The 21103-nt window shown below is 40.8% G+C and carries 24 protein-coding genes and 1 pseudogene; 7 read left to right on the forward strand and 18 right to left on the reverse strand.

The window, feature by feature from the left end; translation table 11 throughout:
- Entirely contained in the window at window positions 1-753 is a 753-nt protein-coding gene (locus ACWPVF_RS08180) for an isoprenyl transferase (protein WP_454385602.1), read from the reverse strand.
- 213 nt (window positions 754-966) lie between these two features.
- Here ACWPVF_RS08180 and ACWPVF_RS08185 point away from each other — a divergent pair, with 213 nt between their 5' ends.
- From ACWPVF_RS08185 to ACWPVF_RS08205, 5 genes are all read left to right on the forward strand, one after another.
- Window positions 967-1362 carry a helix-hairpin-helix domain-containing protein gene (locus tag ACWPVF_RS08185; protein WP_006151340.1) on the forward strand — a complete coding sequence of 132 codons (396 nt, stop codon included), beginning with the start codon at window positions 967-969 and terminating at the stop codon, window positions 1360-1362.
- A gap of 292 nt (window positions 1363-1654) precedes the next feature.
- Window positions 1655-2233 carry a flavin reductase family protein gene (locus tag ACWPVF_RS08190; protein ID WP_454385604.1) on the forward strand — a complete coding sequence of 193 codons (579 nt, stop codon included), beginning with the start codon at window positions 1655-1657 and terminating at the stop codon, window positions 2231-2233.
- Window positions 2220-2783: a GNAT family N-acetyltransferase gene (locus ACWPVF_RS08195; protein WP_454385606.1), complete on the forward strand. Its 564-nt coding sequence runs from the start codon at window positions 2220-2222 to the stop codon at window positions 2781-2783. Before ACWPVF_RS08190 ends, ACWPVF_RS08195 begins: the two co-directional genes overlap by 14 nt.
- Window positions 2780-4480 carry a hypothetical protein gene (locus tag ACWPVF_RS08200; protein ID WP_454385608.1) on the forward strand — a complete coding sequence of 567 codons (1701 nt, stop codon included), beginning with the start codon at window positions 2780-2782 and terminating at the stop codon, window positions 4478-4480. Before ACWPVF_RS08195 ends, ACWPVF_RS08200 begins: the two co-directional genes overlap by 4 nt.
- Window positions 4481-4500: 20 nt before the next feature.
- Window positions 4501-7152, forward strand: coding sequence for a valine--tRNA ligase (locus ACWPVF_RS08205; protein WP_454385610.1), 2652 nt, complete (start codon window positions 4501-4503; stop codon window positions 7150-7152).
- A 51-nt stretch (window positions 7153-7203) separates the two neighbouring features.
- On the opposite strand, the gene ACWPVF_RS08210 is transcribed toward ACWPVF_RS08205, so the two are convergent.
- The 13 genes and pseudogenes from ACWPVF_RS08210 to ACWPVF_RS08270 form a co-directional block, all read right to left on the reverse strand.
- The gene (locus ACWPVF_RS08210; protein ID WP_000866708.1) at window positions 7204-7803 is read right to left on the reverse strand and encodes a response regulator transcription factor; all 600 of its coding nucleotides are present in this window, start codon (window positions 7801-7803) and stop codon (window positions 7204-7206) included.
- Window positions 7804-8901 carry a sensor histidine kinase gene (locus ACWPVF_RS08215; protein WP_454385613.1) on the reverse strand — a complete coding sequence of 366 codons (1098 nt, stop codon included), beginning with the start codon at window positions 8899-8901 and terminating at the stop codon, window positions 7804-7806.
- A complete protein-coding gene (locus ACWPVF_RS08220) occupies window positions 8901-9638 on the reverse strand; it encodes an ABC transporter permease (RefSeq protein ID WP_454385615.1) in 738 nt (245 codons plus the stop codon). Before ACWPVF_RS08220 ends, ACWPVF_RS08215 begins: the two co-directional genes overlap by 1 nt.
- A gap of 1 nt (window position 9639) precedes the next feature.
- Complete coding sequence (locus tag ACWPVF_RS08225) at window positions 9640-10524, reverse strand: ABC transporter ATP-binding protein (RefSeq protein WP_454385617.1); 885 nt, start codon at window positions 10522-10524, stop codon at window positions 9640-9642.
- Window positions 10511-10705: a hypothetical protein gene (locus ACWPVF_RS08230; protein WP_045612718.1), complete on the reverse strand. Its 195-nt coding sequence runs from the start codon at window positions 10703-10705 to the stop codon at window positions 10511-10513. Before ACWPVF_RS08230 ends, ACWPVF_RS08225 begins: the two co-directional genes overlap by 14 nt.
- A complete protein-coding gene (locus ACWPVF_RS08235) occupies window positions 10702-10893 on the reverse strand; it encodes a hypothetical protein (RefSeq protein ID WP_006152799.1) in 192 nt (63 codons plus the stop codon). The genes ACWPVF_RS08230 and ACWPVF_RS08235 overlap by 4 nt, the downstream gene beginning before the upstream one ends.
- Before the next feature lie 141 nt (window positions 10894-11034).
- A complete protein-coding gene (locus tag ACWPVF_RS08240) occupies window positions 11035-12699 on the reverse strand; it encodes a DAK2 domain-containing protein (RefSeq protein WP_036758113.1) in 1665 nt (554 codons plus the stop codon).
- A gap of 2 nt (window positions 12700-12701) precedes the next feature.
- Window positions 12702-13067 (reverse strand): Asp23/Gls24 family envelope stress response protein, encoded by a 366-nt coding sequence (locus ACWPVF_RS08245; protein WP_000216443.1) that lies wholly within the window; start codon window positions 13065-13067, stop codon window positions 12702-12704.
- A 153-nt stretch (window positions 13068-13220) separates the two neighbouring features.
- Complete coding sequence (gene rpmB, locus ACWPVF_RS08250) at window positions 13221-13409, reverse strand: 50S ribosomal protein L28 (RefSeq protein ID WP_001140948.1); 189 nt, start codon at window positions 13407-13409, stop codon at window positions 13221-13223.
- A gap of 106 nt (window positions 13410-13515) precedes the next feature.
- On the reverse strand, window positions 13516-14190 hold the full coding sequence (locus ACWPVF_RS08255) for a LiaF transmembrane domain-containing protein (protein ID WP_036758119.1): 675 nt from the start codon (window positions 14188-14190) through the stop codon (window positions 13516-13518).
- A 4-nt stretch (window positions 14191-14194) separates the two neighbouring features.
- The gene (locus ACWPVF_RS08260; protein ID WP_000776599.1) at window positions 14195-14641 is read right to left on the reverse strand and encodes a LytTR family DNA-binding domain-containing protein; all 447 of its coding nucleotides are present in this window, start codon (window positions 14639-14641) and stop codon (window positions 14195-14197) included.
- A gap of 118 nt (window positions 14642-14759) precedes the next feature.
- Window positions 14760-15263 carry a phosphatase PAP2 family protein gene (locus tag ACWPVF_RS08265; RefSeq protein ID WP_454385620.1) on the reverse strand — a complete coding sequence of 168 codons (504 nt, stop codon included), beginning with the start codon at window positions 15261-15263 and terminating at the stop codon, window positions 14760-14762.
- Between the two features lie 99 nt (window positions 15264-15362).
- Window positions 15363-15515, reverse strand: a pseudogene (locus ACWPVF_RS08270) (ABC transporter ATP-binding protein); the annotation flags it as partial.
- Between the two features lie 356 nt (window positions 15516-15871).
- Between ACWPVF_RS08270 and ACWPVF_RS08275 the strand changes: the two are divergent.
- Window positions 15872-16555 (forward strand): hypothetical protein, encoded by a 684-nt coding sequence (locus ACWPVF_RS08275; RefSeq protein ID WP_454385622.1) that lies wholly within the window; start codon window positions 15872-15874, stop codon window positions 16553-16555.
- Between the two features lie 44 nt (window positions 16556-16599).
- On the opposite strand, the gene ACWPVF_RS08280 is transcribed toward ACWPVF_RS08275, so the two are convergent.
- Window positions 16600-17316, reverse strand: a complete 717-nt coding sequence (locus tag ACWPVF_RS08280) for a YebC/PmpR family DNA-binding transcriptional regulator (protein ID WP_000532896.1) — start codon at window positions 17314-17316, stop codon at window positions 16600-16602.
- A 97-nt stretch (window positions 17317-17413) separates the two neighbouring features.
- Window positions 17414-18784, reverse strand: coding sequence for an MATE family efflux transporter (locus tag ACWPVF_RS08285; protein ID WP_454385625.1), 1371 nt, complete (start codon window positions 18782-18784; stop codon window positions 17414-17416).
- A 108-nt stretch (window positions 18785-18892) separates the two neighbouring features.
- Between ACWPVF_RS08285 and ACWPVF_RS08290 the strand changes: the two genes are divergently transcribed.
- Window positions 18893-19447 carry a GNAT family N-acetyltransferase gene (locus tag ACWPVF_RS08290; RefSeq protein ID WP_454385627.1) on the forward strand — a complete coding sequence of 185 codons (555 nt, stop codon included), beginning with the start codon at window positions 18893-18895 and terminating at the stop codon, window positions 19445-19447.
- A 132-nt stretch (window positions 19448-19579) separates the two neighbouring features.
- Here the strand turns inward: ACWPVF_RS08290 and ACWPVF_RS08295 are convergent, their stop codons facing one another.
- Window positions 19580-19774 (reverse strand): PspC domain-containing protein, encoded by a 195-nt coding sequence (locus tag ACWPVF_RS08295; RefSeq protein WP_454385629.1) that lies wholly within the window; start codon window positions 19772-19774, stop codon window positions 19580-19582.
- Window positions 19775-19936: 162 nt separating this feature from the next.
- Entirely contained in the window at window positions 19937-21085 is a 1149-nt protein-coding gene (gene recA / locus ACWPVF_RS08300; RefSeq protein WP_454385631.1) for a recombinase RecA, read from the reverse strand.
- Between the last annotated feature and the right edge of the window lie 18 nt (window positions 21086-21103).

Raw genomic sequence — 21103 nt, forward strand, 5'->3', positions numbered from 1 at the left:
CTATACTCCTCCAAATCGACGATTGCGGCGGTTAAACTCTGCAATAGCTTCCTTCAAGGCTTCCTCATCAAAGTCAGGCCACAAGACATCTGTGAAATAAAGTTCACTATAAGCTGCTTGCCAAGGCAAGAAATTACTCAAGCGAAGCTCGCCACTAGTTCGGATGATTAAATCTGGATCACGCAAAGTTTTCGGCAAATGCCCTGTAAAGAGATATTCTCCAATCAACTCTTCTGTAATATCGCCTGGATTCACCTTGGCATCCAAAACATCCTGCGCAATCAACTTGACTGCCTGTGTAATTTCAGCTCGTCCACCGTAATTAAGGGCAAAATTGAGAATCAAACCAGTATTCAACTTGGTCAACTCTTCTGCCTTTTTCAAAGCTTCAAAAGTTTGTTTAGGCAAACGATCAGTCTCCCCAATCATTTGAATCTTCATATTCTTTTGGTGCAACTCAGGGACATACTTATCGTAAAATTCAACCGGAAGGTTCATGATAAACTTAACTTCCTGGTCTGGACGAGTCCAGTTTTCAGTTGAAAAGGCATAAACTGTCATAGCTTTGACACCCATATCACTAGCAGCAATGGCTACTGTTCTCAGAGCATCCATCCCAGCCTTATGACCAAAGACACGTGGCTGCATGCGTTTTTTAGCCCAACGACCATTCCCATCCATGATAACTCCGATGTGAGCTGGCACTAGCGCCGGTGTTTCTGTAACTTTATCTTTTTTTAAAAATCCAAACATGATTGTATTCCTATTCAAAAATCTATCGTTTCATTATACCATATTTTTCGCATTTCTTCTATCATCTTTTCTTATTCTAAGGCGGAATTTCCTATATAACTCCTATCTTTCTAAACTAACAAGCCTTGCATTTCCCAAAGAAAGTTGATACAATAAAACATAAAGATTTATCCTTGTTTAGTCACAGGGGTTTTTTATTGAAAGGATCTTATCATGTCAAAAAAACTACAACGTAAAAAACAACTAAGAAATAGTCTTCGTCGCTCAGGCGCACTTTCAAACGCAGTAAACAAGGTTGTCGAAGAAACAAAAAAAGTTGTGAAGCACGCTGAAAAAGCAGCGAACAACGCTGGTAAAGCCGTTTCTAAACAAGTTGAAAAAACTGTAGAAGCAACTAAAGAACAAGCTCAAAAGGTTACAAGCTCAGTAGAAGAATTCGCAGCCAACCTAGGTGGACTTTCAGTAGACCGTGCTAAAACTTTCTACGATGAAGGGATCAAGTCTGCAGCTGACTTCAAAAACTGGACAGAAAAAGAACTCCTTGCTTTGAAAGGAATCGGTCCAGCTACTATCAAGAAATTAAAAGAGAACGGCATCAAGTTCAAGTAATCTTTCTTGTTCCTTGCTTTTCCGTCAAAAACTTGTTAAAATATAGCCATTAGAGGTGTTTTGAGTCCCACATTTTACAGAAAGTGGCGGTGCTGAGAAGTCCACAAATGTGTCAAAACTGGTTGCTAATGGATGAAATTAAAAATGAAATATAAATGTCTTTTTGTTTAAAAGACGAGAGATGCGGGCTCTGCCCGAAATTGGGTGGTACCGCGGATAAAAAAATATTCGTCCCTGTCAGATTGATGACAGGGGCGATTTTTTTGTTGGACCCTAGCAAAAGGAGGTTGTCATGAAACAATCTTTTAACACCAGCAAACTCTACTTTGGTTTCCCTATCTTCATTTTGGGGTATCAGGACCAGAACTTTGGACACAATATCACGACCTGCAGTTCCTCTTATAGCCTGGGAGATTGGCTGGTCATCGGGGTTGGTGCTGAGGAAAATGCGGCAGACCAGATTAAGCATTACCAGAAGTTCACTGTGAACATCCCTGACGAAAACCTCATGCTTGAGATGGAGCAGGCTGGCTTTATCAGTCATCGGGAGAAATTGAAACACCTGGGGCTTGACTATGAGATTTCTGAACGAACTCAGGCACCGATTTTAGAGGCTTGTCCAGTCATTTTGGATTGCCAGGTAGATCGAATTATCGAGGAAGATGGCATCTGCCATATCTTTGCCAAGATTCTTGAGCGACTGGCTGATCCAGAGCTCTTAGATGACAAGGGACATTTTATAAATGACCGCTTTGCGCCGACTTACTTTATGGGGGATGGCCACCAGCGTGTTTATCGTTATCTAGATGACCGAGTGGACCCCATGGGGAGCTTCATTAAGAAAGCGAGGCAGAAGAATGACAAGAGCTGAGTTACCCGAACAAATCGAAACGGAGCGACTGATCCTGCGAGTCCGAACAGTGGCGGATGCAGAGGATATTCATGCATACGCCAGTTTGCCAGAGGTTTCTTACCCAGCAGGCTTCCCACCCGTCAAGACCTTGGAAGATGAGATTTATTATCTGGAACATATCCTTCCCGAGCGCAATGAAAAGGACAATCTCCCAGCAGGCTACGGAATTGGGGTCAAAGGGACTGATAAAATCATCGGCTCTGTTGATTTCAACCATCGCCACGAAGACGATGTACTGGAGATTGGCTATACCTTGCACCCCGACTATTGGGGCCGAGGCTATGTGCCCGAAGCGGCACGTGCCTTGATTGATTTAGCTTTTAAAGAATTGGGACTTCACAAGATAGAATTGTCTTGCTTTGGTTACAATGTCCAAAGTCAACGAGTCGCGGAAAAACTTGGCTTTACCCTTGAAGCTCGCATAAGAGATCGCAAAGATGCCCAAGGCAACCGCTGTGATGATTTGAGATACGGCTTGCTGAAGAGTGAGTGGGAGAGATGGAAATGAATAATCAGATTATTGAGTTAGATAAAGATACTCTAGAGTACTTTTTAAATACTAGTGGAGTTATTGATGAAAATAATGAGATTTTTAAATTTTTGGTGACAATTTTTGCTTCAAGTGTATCAGAGAATATCCAAATTGAATTACCGAATCTATTTTCAAAATTCAAACGTCCTTCTCTTCAAACTAAGGGGAATCAAATTATTGGACAAAATTTGGAGGAACTACATTTTTTAGAGTTAGATATACCAAAAACTTTTACATTGAGTAACAGTGGGATTAAACAATTAATCAATTGTGTTAGAAAAGAAATCATGATAAAAATAAGAAACAGTCTATCGTTATATGATAGGAGTTACATGATTATTCAAATGAGTTTGTTAGCAAGCGTGTTAAGCAAAATTACAATATATTTAGATACAGATTTTATCCAAGAAGAGTGTGATTGTATTGATTTGCTTATTAAGCAGTTTAAAAGAATAAGCTCATACATCTTTTTTGATCCCAGAGTATTTTTAGGAGAATTAAAAACATGTTTAGAACTGGTTGTTAATGAACTTTTAATAATGGAATTATCGGAAGATATTCAATCTAAGAAAATTTCGTCTATAAATTTTCAAGATATGTTTGATTTATTCGGGTTAACTTTTTCAATAATTCAGTTAGATAATTATATTGATGTTTTGCCTTTTCTAAAAGAACAAGAAAGAGATGAAATTCAATTCACTAGAGGAGAAGGGATTGTATTTCCACGTCGAATATTTGAACAATTTTCTAAATATATTAGTGAAACGAGAGATGAGATAGTTGTAATTGGAGATAAAAAAATTGATATTATCATGAGATACCTTGAAAAAGTTAAAAAGGTATCCCCTTCAATCATAGAAAAATATTTGAGTGTTACGGATGATGAAAGAGCTTTTAAACTGGGTAACAACTATGTTAGTATTGCTGAAAGGAATTTACTTGTTAATGATTTAGCTTTAAATCAGGGAATATCTGTAGATACCGCCAGATTGATTATTGAAAATTTAACTCTTAATAATCTAGAGTTTTATAGAAATAAAATTGAAAGTTTAGTAGGTGAGCCAAATAAAAGAATGTTTCGTTCCCCTTTAATAAACTTTTCGAATTTCGATTTAGTTCCAGTCTTTTCTTTCATAGAATCTGCTAGATACTTTTCATACAGAATATTACGAACAGATATTTTGAATAAAAAAAATGGAAAAGAATGGGCACGATTAATTAAAGAAAATTTTGATGAGCGCTTATTACCCGAACTCAAAGATATAGCTTTAAAATTTGATATTAATGCTAAGACAAATTATTATTTAAATCAATCAAAACATAAAGAAATAAAAAATATAATAAAATCAAAAAAATTAATGGAAGAGATTGATTTATTCTTTATATATGATTCCACTTTATATATTTACGATTTAAAAAATTATGGTTTAGCAAGAAATATGAGACAATGTAAAAGCATCATTAATACTTCAATCTATAAAGAGTTTTCAAAATTACGAAAACTGAAGACTGAGATTGAGGCACATAAGGAACAATTTGAGGTAGAGTTTGGCAGGTTTATCCATGTAGAAATTGGAATAGTTACTGTCAATACGACACCCTATAAATATTTTTTAAATGGTAGAGTCATATCTATGCCAGAACTGCAAAAAAATCATAAACTGTTGATTTAAATACATTAAGGAGAACACACATGTCTAAAGAACTTTCACCTAAATACAATCCAGCCGAGGTTGAGGCTGGTCGTTACCAAAAATGGCTTGATGCCGATGTTTTCAAGCCTTCAGGCGATCAAAAGGCTAAGCCATATTCTATCGTGATTCCACCACCAAACGTGACTGGGAAACTCCACCTTGGTCACGCTTGGGATACAACTTTGCAAGATATCATTATCCGTCAAAAACGCATGCAAGGTTTTGATACCCTTTGGCTTCCAGGAATGGACCACGCGGGGATTGCGACTCAGGCTAAGGTTGAGGAGCGCTTGCGTGGTGAGGGCATCAGTCGTTATGACCTCGGTCGTGAAAAATTCCTCGACAAAGTCTGGGAATGGAAAGACGAATATGCGACGACTATCAAGGAACAATGGGGAAAGATGGGGCTTTCTGTAGACTACTCTCGCGAGCGTTTCACCCTTGATGAAGGTTTGTCAAAAGCCGTTCGCAAGGTCTTTGTGGACCTTTACAAGAAAGGCTGGATCTACCGCGGTGAGTTTATCATCAACTGGGACCCAGCAGCTCGCACAGCTCTTTCTGATATCGAGGTGATTCACAAGGATGTCGAAGGTGCCTTCTACCATATGAACTACATGCTGGAAGATGGTTCACGCGCCCTTGAAGTGGCAACTACTCGTCCTGAGACCATGTTTGGGGACGTTGCAGTTGCGGTCAACCCAGAAGACCCACGCTACAAGGACTTGATTGGTAAAAACGTTATCCTTCCAATCGCTAATAAACTCATCCCAATCGTTGGGGATGAACACGCAGATCCTGAGTTTGGTACTGGTGTCGTGAAAATCACTCCTGCCCATGATCCAAACGACTTCTTAGTTGGTCAACGCCACAACTTGCCACAAGTTAACGTCATGAACGATGACGGAACCATGAATGACTTGGCCTTTGAATTTGCAGGTATGGACCGTTTTGAAGCTCGTAAGGCAGTCGTTGCTAAGCTAGAAGAAATCGGTGCCCTCGTTAAAATCGAAAAACGTGTCCACAGCGTTGGTCACTCAGAGCGTACAGGTGTCGTGGTTGAGCCACGCTTGTCTACGCAATGGTTTGTCAAGATGGACCAATTGGCTAAAAATGCTATTGCCAACCAAGATACAGAGGACAAGGTAGAATTCTACCCACCTCGTTTCAACGATACCTTCCTCCAATGGATGGAAAATGTCCATGACTGGGTAATCTCTCGTCAGCTCTGGTGGGGTCACCAAATCCCTGCTTGGTACAATGCTGAGGGTGAAATATACGTTGGTGAAGAAGCTCCAGAAGGAGACGGATGGACTCAGGACGAAGATGTCTTGGATACTTGGTTCAGTTCTGCCCTTTGGCCATTCTCTACTATGGGCTGGCCGGATGTCGACTCAGAAGACTTTAAACGTTATTATCCAACATCAACTTTGGTGACTGGTTATGATATTATTCCGTTTTGGGTGTCTCGGATGATTTTCCAAGGTTTGGAATTTACTGGCAAGTCACCATTCAAAAATGCCTTGATTCATGGTCTCATTCGTGATGAGCAAGGACGCAAGATGTCGAAATCTCTCGGTAACGGGATTGATCCAATGGATGTTATTGATAAGTACGGAACAGATAGCCTTCGTTGGTTTCTTTCAAACGGTTCTGCACCAGGGCAAGACGTGCGCTTCTCTTACGAGAAAATGGATGCTTCATGGAACTTCATTAACAAGATTTGGAACATCTCTCGCTATATCCTCATGAACAATGAAGGATTGACTCTTGAGCAAGCAACTGCCAATGTGGAAAAAGTTGCCAACAAGGAAGCTGGAAATGTTACAGACCGCTGGATTCTCCACAACCTCAATGAAACTATCGGAAAAGTCACTGAAAACTTTGATAAGTTTGAGTTTGGTGTTGCTGGCCACATCCTCTACAACTTCATCTGGGACGAGTTTGCGGACTGGTACGTTGAGTTGACCAAGGAAGTTCTTTATAGCGATAACGAAGAAGAGAAAGTTATCACACGTTCTGTTCTCCTTTACACTTTGGACAAGATCCTTCGTCTCCTTCACCCAATCATGCCTTTCGTGACAGAGGAAATCTTTGGACAAATCTCAGAAGGTTCTATCGTTACAGCAGTATACCCAACTGTTAACCCAGCCTTTGAAGACCTTGCGGCCCACACAGGTGTGGAAAGCCTCAAAGACTTAATCCGTGCTGTTCGTAATGCGCGTGCGGAAGTAAACGTAGCACCAAGCAAGCCTATCACCATCCTTGTTAAGACAAGCGATAGCGACTTGGAAGCCTTCTTTAACAGCAATGTTAACTACATCAAACGCTTCACAAATCCAGAACACCTGGAAATAGCTTCAAACATTCCTGCACCTGAACTCGCCATGTCAAGCGTCATCACAGGAGCAGAAATCTACTTGCCACTGGCAGACCTCCTCAATGTCGAAGAAGAACTCGCTCGTCTCGACAAGGAACTGGCTAAATGGCAAAAAGAACTGGAAATGGTCGGTAAGAAGCTCTCTAACGAACGCTTCGTAGCCAATGCCAAACCAGAAGTCGTCCAAAAAGAACGCGATAAACAAGCCGACTACCAAGCTAAATACGATGCGACAGTCGCACGTATTGATGAGATGAAGAAACTCGTGAAATAAACAAAAAATCTCTTAGATCTATTTCTAAGAGATTTTTTCTTTCTCTCCCCCTCACAACCAGCCTTCTTCTTCAGCAGTTTTGGCTGCTTCGGTTCGGTTGCTGGCGCCTAGTTTGGAGAGGATATTGGTCATGTAATTACGGACAGTGCCGTTTGAGAGGTAGAGCTTATCCGCAATTTCTTGGTTGGAGAGACCTTGGGCTACTCCATGCAAAACAGCGACTTCTTGCTCGGTCAAGGGATTGGGATGGGTCATCATGACTTCCATGAGCTCTGGAGAATACTCCTTACGTCCCTCTAACACCGTATGCAGGGTCTGCATGAGTTCGGCGATGCTTCGCTCTTTCAAGACATAGGCGTCGACTCCTGCTTTGACAGCTCGTTCAAAATAGCCTGGGCGTTTAAAGGTCGTAACGATAACCACCTTGGTTTCAGGCACTTCTTGTTTGATCCACTCAAGTGCTTCGAGTCCTGTCTTGACTGGCATTTCGACGTCAAGAATAGCAATATCTACTGCTTCTTTCTCCAAAACCTCGATAGCCTCGGCTCCATTTTTCGCCTGCAGAACAGTCTCCACATCTGGCTGAAAGCTTAAGAGCTGACACATGGCATCTCTAAGCATACTTTGATCTTCTGCGACTAATACTTTCATCTACTTTCTCTCCTTATAAGGCAGATGCACGCGCACCTCTGTTGGTTGTTTCAAACTGACCAGCTCTACTTGCCCTGAGAAGGCTGCAGCACGATCTCGGACTGTATGGAGTTCATTTCCTTTTACATTTGCAAAACCTTTCCCGTCATCTCTAACTGTCAATAGCAATTCCTGATTTGTACGTTCCAGTTTTAGATAGGCTTTTTCAGCTCTGGCATGCTTGATGATATTGGTCGCCAGTTCTAACAAAATCATAGCAGCCGTCGATTCTACATCCTGGGTCAAACTAGCCTTGTCCAATTGATTCTCAATTTGAACCTCAATCCCAGCAATTTCCAGCATCTTCTTAACAGTCTCAAGTTCTGAAGCTAGGGTCCGTGATTTCAGATTTTCCACGATGGTTCGCACTTCATTCATGGAATCCTTGCTGATCTGCTGAATTTCTTTTAATTCCTTTTCCACCTGTGGATAAGCCTCCATCCGAAATAACTGCAAGGCTAAATCTGTCTTGACACTCAGCATAGCAAAGGTATGTCCCAAGCTATCATGCAAATCCTGACCGATACGACTGCGTTCATTTTCAGCAAGCAATAGATTTATCTGGGCATTTTGCTTGGCCTGAGCTTCTTTCAAATCCTCCACAATCCGAATCCGAACCAAGCCCAATGTCATCAAATCGACAAAAGTAAGAATCCCAAGCTCAAAGGCTACAGCCTCAGTTTCGACTGACTGAAACATCATGAGTTGACCAACAACAAGAACTTGAGCAAGGAGAAAAGTCCAGACATGTAGAGAACGAAGACTCCGCACCCTGAAATGATAAATTAAGAGATTAGAAAGGTAAAAGAAAAACCAGATATAATTAACAGCAACAAAGGCAGTATTCCCAACTACATAAGTCAGCATGAGGCCCCAATATAGCCAAGATAGGCGCTGGCTCTTAGTTGTTAAAACACCCAAATACGCCACTACAAATAGAATATCAATCAATAAATGCCAGACAGAAAGCCACCCAGTCACTACAGGTAGGATGGGGAAAATCATAAAAATTAAACTGGCCCAAAACATATAGTGTATGCTTTTCAGTCTTTCAAGCATTAAGCATTCTCCTTATGACCTTGAAGGTAAATGGTCAAACCAAATAAAACTGCTGAAAAAACAAGTAGATAAATTGTGGCTGATAGATTGATGCCACCCTCATTTAAGAAGGTCTTGATCAATTCCATCAACTGATAGCTTGGTAGACGCTTCCCGATTGCTTGCATCCAATCTGGAAATAAAGAGATGGGCATCCAGAGTCCGCCTAAAACAGCCAAGCCTAGATAGAGAAGATTGCCCACGACAGACATCAGCTGACTAGAAGGCAAGAGTGTCAAGGTCAAGCCAAGCGCTACAAAAGCTACACTTCCTACTATCAGCAAGAGCGCAGCCCCAATCCAGCTTCCTAAAGGCATATCCACACCTCTGACCAAGTGCCCAACTGAGAAAACAACCAGGATTGAAACCAAATAATCAACTATCATACTTGTTATCTTTGATAGATAATATTCTACCATATTTACTGGAGTATGGCGTAATGTTTTCTGCCAGTTGTTGATTTTATCGGTATGTAAAACAACTGGGAATGAAAAGATAGCTGTCGACATCATGGAAAAGGCCGTCATGGAGATAAGGTAGTCGCGCATAAAATTAACTGGTCCATCTGGTGTATCCTGGTACATGCCTGAAAAGAATAGATAGAAGGCTGTCGGCATCCCTACGGATAATAGATAATAGACTAATTGTCGTTTGGTCAATAGAAATTCTATCTTGTTTAGTGCGATCCATCGTTTCATCTTAGTCATCTCCCTTTTGTGTTTCTTCAAAGATTGTATCTAGCAAGCTACGGTTATTGACTTCAATTTCTTGAATCCTACAGCCTGCCTGTACTAACAGTTCCCAGAAAGCATCCGCTTCACGTGTGACTACTTGCAGGGCATCTTGTTTTTGTGACCAATTTTCAACCAAGTTTGACTGCTCAACGACTTTCTTGTAAGCTAGAGGTAGGATGAAGTGCTTTTCAATCTCCTCACTGCGCATGGCTAGAGGTGTTGTATCGCGAATCAACTCTCCCTTATTCAAGACCAAGATTCGGTCCGCTGTATGCTCTACCTCTTCGATGTAATGGGACGAATAGAGAATAGTTACTCCCTGCGCTTTTAGATCCTGAACAATTTCCCAAAAGCGTTGACGGGTTGAAGTATCCATGGCAGCAGTTGGTTCATCTAAAAAGACAAGCTTTGGTCGGCCAATCAAGGTCAAGACAAAAGAGAAGAGACGCTTTTGCCCACCTGACAATTTTTCTGCGAATTGCTCTTTTTGTTGCTGGTCAAACTGCAATAGTTGATCGATTTCCTGGTTGCTCAAGGGATTTGGATAAATACGTTGAAAGAAAGCAATCAACTCTTTGACCTTTAATTTCTGAACGATGACATTTTCTTGAGGCAGGTAGCTTCTAATATAGTCTAACTGAGAACTCATCACTGGCAATCCTTGGATGGATACTTGACCGCTGGTGACCAGTTTATCTCCTAGCAAACAGTCCAAGAGTGTTGTCTTTCCAGCACCATTGGGCCCAATCAAGGCGACGCATTCACCTTCAGCTACCTCAAAGGAAATACCCTTCAATATAGCCTTCCCCTTGATGTTTTTATTTAGGCTTTCTACCTTAATCATGTTCATGATACTCTCCTTTCAGCCACTCCTTTCCCATCGGAAAGGCGATAAAAATCATAAATCCTAGACCCCAGGCACCGCGAATGGCTTGGTGAAGGAAGGCTTGATCAAACCAACCTGTAAACATTTCTACCAACCATACCACTAGTGATAGTCCAATAAAAAGATAGAGAAACGCTTTTTTCATTTTTCAAACTCCTTTTTCACATCTGAGACCAATTTCAAACCTTCTCGAATCAACCAAGACATGATTCCAAAGCTTGCAAATAACTCCCAAGGAAAATGATAAAAGCCTTCATCCAATCCTGAAAACATGAGATAAGTCATGACTCCTGCTGCTACTAAACTCATTGCGACAATTACTTTATGTTTCATTTTGTTCTTCCTCCATTTGATATATCTAGTATAATTCTTTGAAGCATGTGCCACTAGAAGCTTCTGTCATAAGGAGATATGACAAATGTCACAAAAAAAGAAAGTTGATTTCTCAACTTTCTTTTTTCTATTATTTAATCTTTATTCCACACTGAAAAGATATGGATAAACCGGTTGTTGACCTTGGTGAATTTCTACTTCGACATCTTCGAATTCTTCTGCGATTTCTTGAGCAATTTCATTTGCCAATTCTTCACTTCCGTCTTCTCCAACATAGAAGGTTACGATTTCACTGTCTTCATCTAACATGTGTTTCAAGGTTTCAGTCAAGGTTTGGTGCATATCAGGATTCGATACGAGAATCTTACCATCCACCATACCAAGATTGTCATTTTCATGAATTTCTAGACCATCAATAGTCGTGTCACGAACAGCTGTTGTTACGCTACCGCTGACAACGTCCCCAAGAGCCGCAGTCATGCGTTCTTGGTTTTCTTCGATAGACTTGCTTGGGTCAAATGCTAGAAGGCTAGTCAATCCTTGAGGAATTGTACGAGCTTCTACCACAACAGCTGGTTGTTCCAATACTTCAGCTGCAGATTGAGCTGCCATGAAGATGTTTTTGTTGTTTGGCAAGAAGATGATGTTACGGGCATTAACTTTCTCAATAGCCTTGACAAAGTCTTCTGTCGAAGGGTTCATGGTTTGTCCTCCCTCGATGACATAGTCCACACCTTGAGCACGGAAGATGTCTGCCAATCCTTGTCCAGCTACTACTGCGATAAGAGCATATTCTTTTTCTTCAGCTGGCTTGCTGACTTGAGCTTCTTTTTCTACTTGTGCTTCGTGTTGGTTACGCATGTTATCGACTTTAACCTTGACCAAGCTACCATATTTGAGACCTTCTTGCATAACAAGTCCTGGATCTTCTGTATGGACGTGAACTTTAACGATTTCGTCATCATTGACAACAAGTAGAGAATCCCCAAGTTCGTTCAAGTAGTTACGGAATTCTTCGTAGTCAAACTCCTTAGCATAAGTTGGACCTTGTTTAAGAGCAACCATGATCTCAGTACAGTAACCAAAGGTAATGTCTTCTGTTGCCACATGTCCAGCTACAGATTTGTGGTGTTCTGCATTGATCATCTCACCCATATTAGCCGGAGTCGCTACAAAGTCTTCAGACGCACTGTATTCACCAGTAAGAGCTGAAAGAAATCCTTCATAGATGAAGACCAAACCTTGACCACCTGAGTCCACAACTCCAACTTCCTTCAATACTGGAAGCATTTCTGGAGTTTTAGCAAGGGCTGCTTTAGCTCCTTCCAAGGCTGCACGCATAACTTCAACTGCGTCATCTGTCTGTTCTGCTTTTTTCTTAGCACCGATGGCAGCACCACGTGATACGGTCAAGATTGTCCCTTCAACTGGCTTCATAACAGCCTTGTAGGCAACCTCAACACCTGATTGGAAGGCAAGAGCTAGGTCTTTCCCTGTTAGCTCTTCTTTTGTCTTGATAGCTTGTGAAAATCCGCGGAAAAGCTGAGAAGTGATAACTCCTGAGTTTCCACGCGCACCCATCAAAAGACCTTTAGCCAAGATACTTGCAGCCTCACCAACAGTTGAAGCTGGTTTGTCTGCTACTTCTTTAGCACCATTTTCGATCGTCATTCCCATGTTTGTTCCTGTATCTCCGTCTGGAACTGGGAAGACGTTCAATGAATTGACATATTCGGCTTGCTTGTTCAAACGAGTTGAAGCAGCCTGTACCATTTCTTGAAATAAGCTTGTAGTAATATTTGACACGATTATTCTCCTACAACTTTGATATTTTGAATGTAGACATTCACAGTTTGAGCAGTGATTCCAAGTTGGTTCTCTAAGCTAAAGCGAACACGTTCTTGGATGTTTTTTGAAACTTCACTGATTTTTGTACCGTAGCTCAATACAGTATATACATCAACTGCAATACTACCGTCTTCAGCTGCTTTAACGACTACACCTTTTGAATAATTTTCCTTACCAAGAAGGGCTTGGAAATTATCTTTGAGGGCATTTTTACTAGCCATACCGACTACACCAAAAATTTCAGTTGCTGCACCACCTACGACAGTAGCGATTACATCATCTGTCAGTTCGACTTGACCATCTTTTGTATTAATTTTTACAGTCATTTTTTTTACCTCAAATAGTTGATACTCTATTTTATCATATTTCAGCCCAACTGTAAAAGCAGAATGATGTATCATCGGATATTTGCTTGATTTTTCAAATGATTTCAGCTGTCGAGCAAAACAAAAAAGACCCTGTAGGTCTTTTCATGTTTATTAAACGCGTTCTACTTTTCCTGATTTCAAAGCACGAGCTGAAGCCCAAACTTTTTTAGGTTTACCATCGATAAGAACAGTAACTTTTTGAAGGTTTGGTTTTACGGCACGTTTAGTTTGGTTCATCGCGTGTGAACGGTTGTTTCCTGATACAGTCTTACGACCTGTAAAGTAACATACTTTAGCCATTGTGTTTTCCTCCTATTAGATCTAATATAGCGGATGTGCTAGCACCACATACCGTACTATGTTATCACACTTTCTTATTTTTGGCAAGGGAATTGGAAGACTTTTTTTATTTGACGTAGACAACTTCTAATTTACCAAAAGCTACCTCTCCACGGATAATCAAGGTTTTGCTGGTTGGGGCTACAGGAGCATCTGCCTTAGCTACTCCACAAGAAGTCTCCACCTTCAGGTCCACTCTCCAGTGTTGGGGCACATAGATAACTGCATTCCCTAAACTGACTTCCACCTTCAAGGTTGCACTATCACCTAACATCTCTGCATTGTCATAATAAATCTTGGCATTTCCACAGCTAACTTCAAACTGGTCTTCTACCAAGTCTTGGTCCTGTTTGTAAAAAGTTCCACTACCAAAGGAAACTTCCTTTTCTGTTAGAATGGTCTTTTCAGCGTCATACCACCATTTTTTCTCGTTCCATGTTTTGTTCGAATTAGTCAACATGCCAACTCCGAGAACGATTAGCACTCCCGCCCAGAACAATGATTGATTAGGAATCGGTAAAATGTCATAAAAATGATTGGCAATCATGAGAGCCACTAGGGCTGTAAAAGAGGCTGAAGTGAAATGACGACGAAGAATTGCCTCAACTGATTGATAGGCAAAAAAGCCAATACCAATCAAGGGCCAAATTTGCCCTCCAAATGAAGGGATTCCAAAATTCCCCTGTAACAATACTAAAGCTGCCAATACTAGCAACACAATACCAAATGCTTTCTTTTTCATGTTCTTACCTCATGTTTCTTAGATTTTCTTTTAGGAGGGATTGATAGTGCCGTGACACGTGAACCTCCTTGTGGGTTTGATAAAAGGAAATAGTGCCTGTCCCTGAGAAGGACTTGTCAACCGAGTAAACTTGCCGGATATTGGCAATGGTCGACTTGGATACCCGACTGAAATAGCGTGGCAGGATAGACTCCAACTCATAAAGCTTGAGCCGAACCTCGTAGGCTTCTTTCTGGGTATGGGCGTAAATCTTGCTACCTTCTGTCTCAAAAAAGAGAATTTCTGACAAGTCTAAGTAGTACTCACCCGTCCCCTTATAAAAGATCAACCTAGGAGCCTTGGTTTCTTGCAAGAGTCGTTGCAAGTCAGCTATTTCATCTGTCAGGGCTGCAGCCTTGATGACAATCTCTGTCTCAGTTAATTCACTATCAATCTCGATTCGTAACTTCATCCTATCTCCTTTCTGCATCTACTATACCAAAGCCCAGAAGACTTTACAAGGGCAAAAAAGCAAGTGGTCACTTTTGACCCGTAAGTGGTTACGAGGCCAAGCCCACTTGCTTTGCTTTTTAAAAAATAAAGAAGAGAATTCCACAGAGGAGTCCACAGACATAGCCTGCTAGAACATCCTTGGGATAATGAACTCCACCCAAGACTCGCACCAGACCGAGAAGAGCTGACAAGACCAACAAAACCAACCCCACAGGAAGATTTGCATGCAGGCAAGCCATGGAAATAATGGTTGCCGAAAAGACATGGCGACTAGGCATTGAATTCCCAGAACTGTCCTTGTCCAGTAGCGGGATAATCACCCATGTTTCATATGGACGCGGTTGATTGATCCACTTACGAACTAGCGTCAATAGGACAAAGCCAGAAGCTGGCACTAAGATATAAGCATAAAGGACGTTCCCCAATCCCTTACTTATAAAACTTGTCCCCAACAAGGTCAAGTATGCCAAGGGCATCAGGACTGTCATCATGCGATTGAAGACTCGCATCAGTTGTAATCCTTGTGGATGGCGAAGGAGGCTTGATTTCCTCTTGTCGTACCACTCTTGATAGTTTTTCATATATTTTCTCGTTATTCTTAGATTTTACACAAGAAGCCTACTAGCATCTCCTACTCTAGTATAGTGTAGAAAAAGAAGGCCGTCAAGCCTTCTTTGGTTTTATTCTTCTACTTCATCTTCTGTAAATTGACTATTGTAGAGGTCGGCATAGAAACCACCTTGAGCCATAAGTTCCTCATGATTGCCTTGCTCAATGATATTTCCATCTTTCATGACCAGGATCAAGTCAGTATTGCGAATCGTTGACAATGACTCCACCACTACTGCCCAAATCCAGTATTCTGACATGCCAAGGATTTTCCCAATGGCCCAAATAGCCATGATAGGACCACGAGTGACCACTTGGAGTCCCATGGTAAAGAGCATCTGAATCTGCGTGATATCATTAGTCGTCCGAGTCAATAGACTGGGGATTGAAAAACGTTTAAAGACCAACATCGGTTTATCCATTCTTTCTCCCTTCTAAGTAAAAATAGTTCTCATATGAACATTTAAGTTTCAATGAGAACTATCTAAGCAGAAATTGACATCAGCTCTTATTTTATCTATAATAAACACTATCTCACACCTATAAGAATACACCCTGATCAGAAATGAGAAACTCACAAATGAAACATAAAGAAGAGAAAATTTTAGGAATCTTTGCCATCATCTTTGGAACCCTGGCCCTTCTTGGTTCCTGGCTACCAATCATTAGCATTCTAGCCTTTTTCTTTGCCATTATTGCTATCGCCCTAGGAGTTTTTGGTATCGGCCTTAATCTCAAAAATCATAAAATATTGGCTATTATCGGAACGAGCCTAGGTATTCTATCTATTTTCCTTGTCTTAATGACGCAAGTATTACCTTCTGGTGTTTTTACTGACTTGGCTAAAAACTTTCGTCACCCCTACAGAAGTCTAACCTCTTTAACAGAAGATGAGGAATTTGGAAAATTGCCAGATTATAGATCAGATGAGGATAATGATCAAGAGGATACGGAAGATACCGATTCCTTCGCTTGGACCCAGGAGCAATTCGATGCTTTGATCGAAGGTGACACCTCGAATCGAGGAAAAGGCGGCTCCAACTACAAAGATATTATCAGCAAGCATGGACAGCCAGATTCTGAAATTGAGTCAACTTCAGGCGACTATGAGATTAAAAAAATCTCCTATGTCTCACTCGGTTCTAATACTAAGACAGTTGTACTGACTTTCGTAAAACAGGAAAACGGACAATTTCTTCTCATCCGTAAATTTGCCCTAGGCTTGGATAGAAAAGAGCAAACTGATGATGGAGTGAAAGTTTAGCATAACAAAAAAGCGAACAGCTATTAAGCCTGTTCGCTTTTCTATTAGAATCCATCTACGTTTGTGTAGATTTTTTGGACATCTTCGTCATCTTCAAGAACGCCATAAAGTTTTTCAAATGTTTCCAAATCTTCACCTGACAACTCAACTTCTGATTGAGGAATCATTTCTAATTCAGTTACTTGGAATTCTTCAATACCAGATTCACGCAAAGCAACGATAGCCTTGTGAAGGTCAGTTGGAGCTGTGTAAACAGTGATTGTTCCTTCTTCTGCTTCTACATCGTCTACATCAACATCTGCTTCAAGCAAAAGCTCAAAGATGGCATCAGCATCATCACCTGCAAAGACGATAACACCTTTGTTGTCAAAGAGATAAGACACAGAACCTGAAGCTCCCATGTTTCCACCGTTTTTACCAAAAGCAGCGCGGACATTGGCAGCTGTACGGTTAACGTTTGAAGTCAAGGTATCAACGATCAACATAGAACCATTTGGTCCGAACCCTTCGTAACGACCTTCTGTAAAGGTTTCGTCTGTGTTTCCTTTTGCTTTATCGATAGCCTTATCAATAACGTGTTTTGGCACTTGCGCTTGTTTAGCACGATCGATAACGAATTTCAAAGCAGTGTTTAGTTCTGGATCTGGTTCACCTTTTTTAGCTGCTACATAGATTTCTACACCAAATTTTGCATATACTTTAGAGTTAGCTCCATCTTTAGCCGTTTTCTTGGCTACGATATTGGCCCATTTACGTCCCATTAGGAATCTCCTTTTTTCACATTTTAATCTTTCTTATTATAACACAAGTCTAGCTGATTTTCACTAGAGGAAATGGATTTTTCTTTTGCAAATTAAGCTAGGATTTCCCGCCGACTGCCAAGATTTTCTTGCCTTCTTTTATCCAAGGATGCTGAAAAAGCGAAATATAAAGCTGGGCAGTCATAACAAGCCAGAGGAGAGGTTCGCATAGGATAACACCAGTATACCCTGCCCAAGGAATAATCCAAGCGACGAAAATAATTTTACCGATAAACTCGATAAAGCTTGATACAAGTGGCAAGAGTTTTTGGCCGAGTCCCTGCAAACTATTTCTATAAATCAATAAAAGACTCAAAATCGGATAGAATACCGAACTGATGCGTAGATACAAAGCCCCATTTTCAATCAAGTAAGCGTCTGTCGAACTTGCCAGGAAAGAAACCAGGCTAGGACTTGCAAAGAATAGGAAGATACAGGCAAAGGTAGCCCAAGACATACTCAAATAGCTCCCTAAACGAAGGCCTTGAACTATACGTTCTGGTCGTTTTGCCCCAAAGTTTTGAGAGATAAAAGTTGTCATTGAAGCTGAAATAGCTGTCATTGGCAGCAAAGCAAAGGCCATGATTCTGCGCGCCGCCGTTTGGGCGCTGATAATGACTGCTCCAAAACTATTGACAGAGGATTGCAAGATAACGCTTCCGATAGAAACGATTGACCCCATCAAACCCATAGCTAACCCTTGCTCCAAAAGGTCAACATAGAGAGCCTTATTCCATTTGAAATGTTTGAGGCCCGGAAGAAGCTCTGGAACACTCTTGCGAATATAGAAATAACAAAGGATTGCTGACAAACCTTGCGAGATAATAGTCGCTAGGCCTGCAGACTGAACTCCTAACTGCAATTGCGTAATAAAATACAAATCTAAAATGACGTTAACAATGGCTGAAAAGATAAGAAAGGCAAGCGCCGCAAGGCTATCACCAATCGAGCGTAGTAATCCTGCAAAGAGATTATAGGCAAAGCTAACTCCCACGCAGCTAACAATCATTGAGATGTATTCATAGGATTGGGGGAGAATTTCTGCAGGCGTTTCTAGGTACTGTAAGAGTGGGTAAAGACCGAAGAAACCTATCAGCATGACAAGACCACTCAGGATGGCACCCAAAATCCAAGTCGCTGCGACAGCTTCCTTAATCTTAGCAAAATTACGAGCACCGTAAAGACGAGCAATAACGACTCCCATCCCATTTCCGACTCCGAGAGCAAAGCCAATAATCAAATCAAAAATGGCTGTCGTAGCTCCGACTGCCGCCAAGGAATTTGGTCCTAAAAAACGCCCAACAATCAAGATATCAGCTGTATTGTAGAGTTGCTGAAAGATGTTGGACAATAGAATCGGTAAAGCAAAACTAATCAGTGAAGGAAGGATAGGACCATGAATCAAGTCCACCGTTGATTTTTTATTCATAAGGGTATTATATCAGCTTTCTAGTAGAGGAACAAGGGAGCTTCATTAAGAAAGCGTTGCCTAGATACAAACAATCTGGTATAATCGTGACAGAAAAGGAGGGTAGGTATGACCTTAACCAGCCAGTTAATTACAGATGTATTCCCAGACCTTGAAAAAGTTGAACAATTAAACAAGGAAGCCTTCCCTGAAGAAGAACGCGTCTCCTTGGAAGAATTTTTAAGTTACCAGGATAGAGATGACGCCCACTTTTTCGCTTTTTATAACGAAGAGGAATTTGTCGGCTTTGCCTTTGCCATTTCAAATCAAAAAGCTTTCTACATTAGCTTCTTTGCTATCATGCCCCATCTCCGTAGCCATGGATACGGGAGAGAAATCATTGAAAAACTCATTGGTTTTTACCAGCGTACTATGATTCTTGAAGTGGAGCGATTGGACGAAGACTGTGATAATCTCGAACAACGAAAGGCCCGCATGGACTTCTACTTACAAAATGGTTTTAAAACTGCCAATGCTTTTTTAGAATACGAGGGAATGAGTTTTGAAATTCTCTACCATGGCGACCATTTTGATGAAGAAGCCTATCTCAACATCTTTCAAAAATTGCAAGAAGAGAATTACTTTGACTTTCGCATCAAATACCGACGTTTTAGTGATTACTAAGCAAGACAATTCCACGTATAAAAAACATTATCTTTAATCTGATATGTTTTGAATTTCGATTTATTTTCAAAATAAAAAATGCATGCAATTTATAAAATTACATGCATTATTTATTCTTATTTACAATGTAGCTTAACCTTCTGCTCCACCTTCTGGAAGGATAAAGTAAAGAATAGCGTAAGCAAGTAGACCTGAACCACCAGCTAAAGTGAAAAGAATCCAAAGAACACGAACTAACATTGGGTCCATGTTAAAGTAGTCAGCAAGACCTGCACAAACACCACCGATTTTTTTATCTTGAACGTTACGAACTAAACGTTTTTCCATTATAGTAATCTCCTTTTTTGTTGTTCTTGTTCATTTTAACATCAAATTATTAAAAATACAATAGTTTTCTGGATTTTTCTAAGGAAATAGGCCTTTTATTCGCTTTTTCAAAAAGAGTAAACCTCTAATGAATAAAAATAAAAAGTGGAAAAACTCCACTTTTTATTCTTCAATTTCGATTTCAAGAGCATCGCCCAAGTCAAGAGTTACTTCTTTGTTAGAATCCGTATCAGCTGCTAAACTTGCTTTAGAATCTTCTTCCTCTTCAATCAAACCATATTGAACACGAACTTGGTGGTCAATCTCATCAAAGATTTCTGGATGATCTGCCAAGTATTTCTTCGCATTCTCAGAACCTTGTCCGATTTTTTCACCCTTGTATGAGTACCAAGCACCTGCTTTTTGGATGATATCCAAATCACTTCCAATCTTCAAGAGTTCACCAGTTCTAGAAATACCTTCTCCGTACATGATTTCAACAAGAGCTTCTTTGAACGGTGGAGCAACCTTGTTTTTCACAACTTTAATCTTAGTTTCTTTACCGACGTTGGTATCTTTTTGGTCACCAGTTCCCTTGATTTGTGTGCTCCCACGAACGTCTAAACGAACTGAAGCGTAGAATTTAAGGGCGCGTCCACCAGGTGTTGTTTCTGGATTACCAAACATAACCCCAACTTTTTCACGCAATTGGTTGATGAAGATGGCAATTGTCTTAGTCTTGTTGATAGAAGCACCAAGTTTACGCATAGCTTGGCTCATCATACGAGCTTGAAGACCAACGTGGCTATCTCCGATATCTCCATCGATTTCCGCACGAGGTACAAGAGCTGCAACCGAGTCAATAACGACTAGGTCAACTGCACCTGAGTCAATCAATTTCCCTGCAATTTCAAGACCTTGCTCACCTGAGTCTGGTTGTGACAAGAGCAATTCGTCAATATTCACTCCAAGAGCTGCTGCATAAGCTGGATCAAGCGCATGTTCCGCATCGATAAAGGCTGCAATGCCGCCTTCTTTTTGTGCTTGTGCTACAGCATGAAGGGCTACTGTTGTCTTACCTGATGATTCTGGACCGTAGATTTCAATGATACGTCCCTTTGGATAACCACCTGAACCAAGTGCAATATCAAGGGCCAACGAACCTGAGCTCATCACTTGCACTTTTTGCTCTGCACGTTCACCCAAGCGCATGATTGATCCCTTACCGAAGTCTTTTTCAATCAATTTAAGGGCATCATTCAAAGCTTTTTCACGATCAGCTCCAAATTTTTTGCCGATTTCATCTAATTTTTTTGTTGGTTTTTTCGCCATTTTGTTCTCCTATATTTT

This window comes from Streptococcus sp. Marseille-Q7087, from assembly GCF_965111935.1.

What these genes read in the sequence shown, in the direction of transcription:
- ACWPVF_RS08180 (WP_454385602.1), bottom strand. Translation starts at nt 753, where the DNA reads ATGTTTGGATTTTTAAAAAAAGATAAAGTTACAGAAACACCGGCGCTA.
- ACWPVF_RS08185 (WP_006151340.1), top strand. Translation starts at nt 967, where the DNA reads ATGTCAAAAAAACTACAACGTAAAAAACAACTAAGAAATAGTCTTCGT.
- ACWPVF_RS08190 (WP_454385604.1), top strand. Translation starts at nt 1,655, where the DNA reads ATGAAACAATCTTTTAACACCAGCAAACTCTACTTTGGTTTCCCTATC.
- ACWPVF_RS08195 (WP_454385606.1), top strand. Translation starts at nt 2,220, where the DNA reads ATGACAAGAGCTGAGTTACCCGAACAAATCGAAACGGAGCGACTGATC.
- ACWPVF_RS08200 (WP_454385608.1), top strand. Translation starts at nt 2,780, where the DNA reads ATGAATAATCAGATTATTGAGTTAGATAAAGATACTCTAGAGTACTTT.
- ACWPVF_RS08205 (WP_454385610.1), top strand. Translation starts at nt 4,501, where the DNA reads ATGTCTAAAGAACTTTCACCTAAATACAATCCAGCCGAGGTTGAGGCT.
- ACWPVF_RS08210 (WP_000866708.1), bottom strand. Translation starts at nt 7,803, where the DNA reads ATGAAAGTATTAGTCGCAGAAGATCAAAGTATGCTTAGAGATGCCATG.
- ACWPVF_RS08215 (WP_454385613.1), bottom strand. Translation starts at nt 8,901, where the DNA reads ATGCTTGAAAGACTGAAAAGCATACACTATATGTTTTGGGCCAGTTTA.
- ACWPVF_RS08220 (WP_454385615.1), bottom strand. Translation starts at nt 9,638, where the DNA reads ATGAAACGATGGATCGCACTAAACAAGATAGAATTTCTATTGACCAAA.
- ACWPVF_RS08225 (WP_454385617.1), bottom strand. Translation starts at nt 10,524, where the DNA reads ATGAACATGATTAAGGTAGAAAGCCTAAATAAAAACATCAAGGGGAAG.
- ACWPVF_RS08230 (WP_045612718.1), bottom strand. Translation starts at nt 10,705, where the DNA reads ATGAAAAAAGCGTTTCTCTATCTTTTTATTGGACTATCACTAGTGGTA.
- ACWPVF_RS08235 (WP_006152799.1), bottom strand. Translation starts at nt 10,893, where the DNA reads ATGAAACATAAAGTAATTGTCGCAATGAGTTTAGTAGCAGCAGGAGTC.
- ACWPVF_RS08245 (WP_000216443.1), bottom strand. Translation starts at nt 13,067, where the DNA reads ATGACTGTAAAAATTAATACAAAAGATGGTCAAGTCGAACTGACAGAT.
- rpmB (WP_001140948.1), bottom strand. Translation starts at nt 13,409, where the DNA reads ATGGCTAAAGTATGTTACTTTACAGGTCGTAAGACTGTATCAGGAAAC.
- ACWPVF_RS08255 (WP_036758119.1), bottom strand. Translation starts at nt 14,190, where the DNA reads ATGAAAAAGAAAGCATTTGGTATTGTGTTGCTAGTATTGGCAGCTTTA.
- ACWPVF_RS08260 (WP_000776599.1), bottom strand. Translation starts at nt 14,641, where the DNA reads ATGAAGTTACGAATCGAGATTGATAGTGAATTAACTGAGACAGAGATT.
- ACWPVF_RS08265 (WP_454385620.1), bottom strand. Translation starts at nt 15,263, where the DNA reads ATGAAAAACTATCAAGAGTGGTACGACAAGAGGAAATCAAGCCTCCTT.
- ACWPVF_RS08275 (WP_454385622.1), top strand. Translation starts at nt 15,872, where the DNA reads ATGAAACATAAAGAAGAGAAAATTTTAGGAATCTTTGCCATCATCTTT.
- ACWPVF_RS08280 (WP_000532896.1), bottom strand. Translation starts at nt 17,316, where the DNA reads ATGGGACGTAAATGGGCCAATATCGTAGCCAAGAAAACGGCTAAAGAT.
- ACWPVF_RS08285 (WP_454385625.1), bottom strand. Translation starts at nt 18,784, where the DNA reads ATGAATAAAAAATCAACGGTGGACTTGATTCATGGTCCTATCCTTCCT.
- ACWPVF_RS08290 (WP_454385627.1), top strand. Translation starts at nt 18,893, where the DNA reads ATGACCTTAACCAGCCAGTTAATTACAGATGTATTCCCAGACCTTGAA.
- ACWPVF_RS08295 (WP_454385629.1), bottom strand. Translation starts at nt 19,774, where the DNA reads ATGGAAAAACGTTTAGTTCGTAACGTTCAAGATAAAAAAATCGGTGGT.
- recA (WP_454385631.1), bottom strand. Translation starts at nt 21,085, where the DNA reads ATGGCGAAAAAACCAACAAAAAAATTAGATGAAATCGGCAAAAAATTT.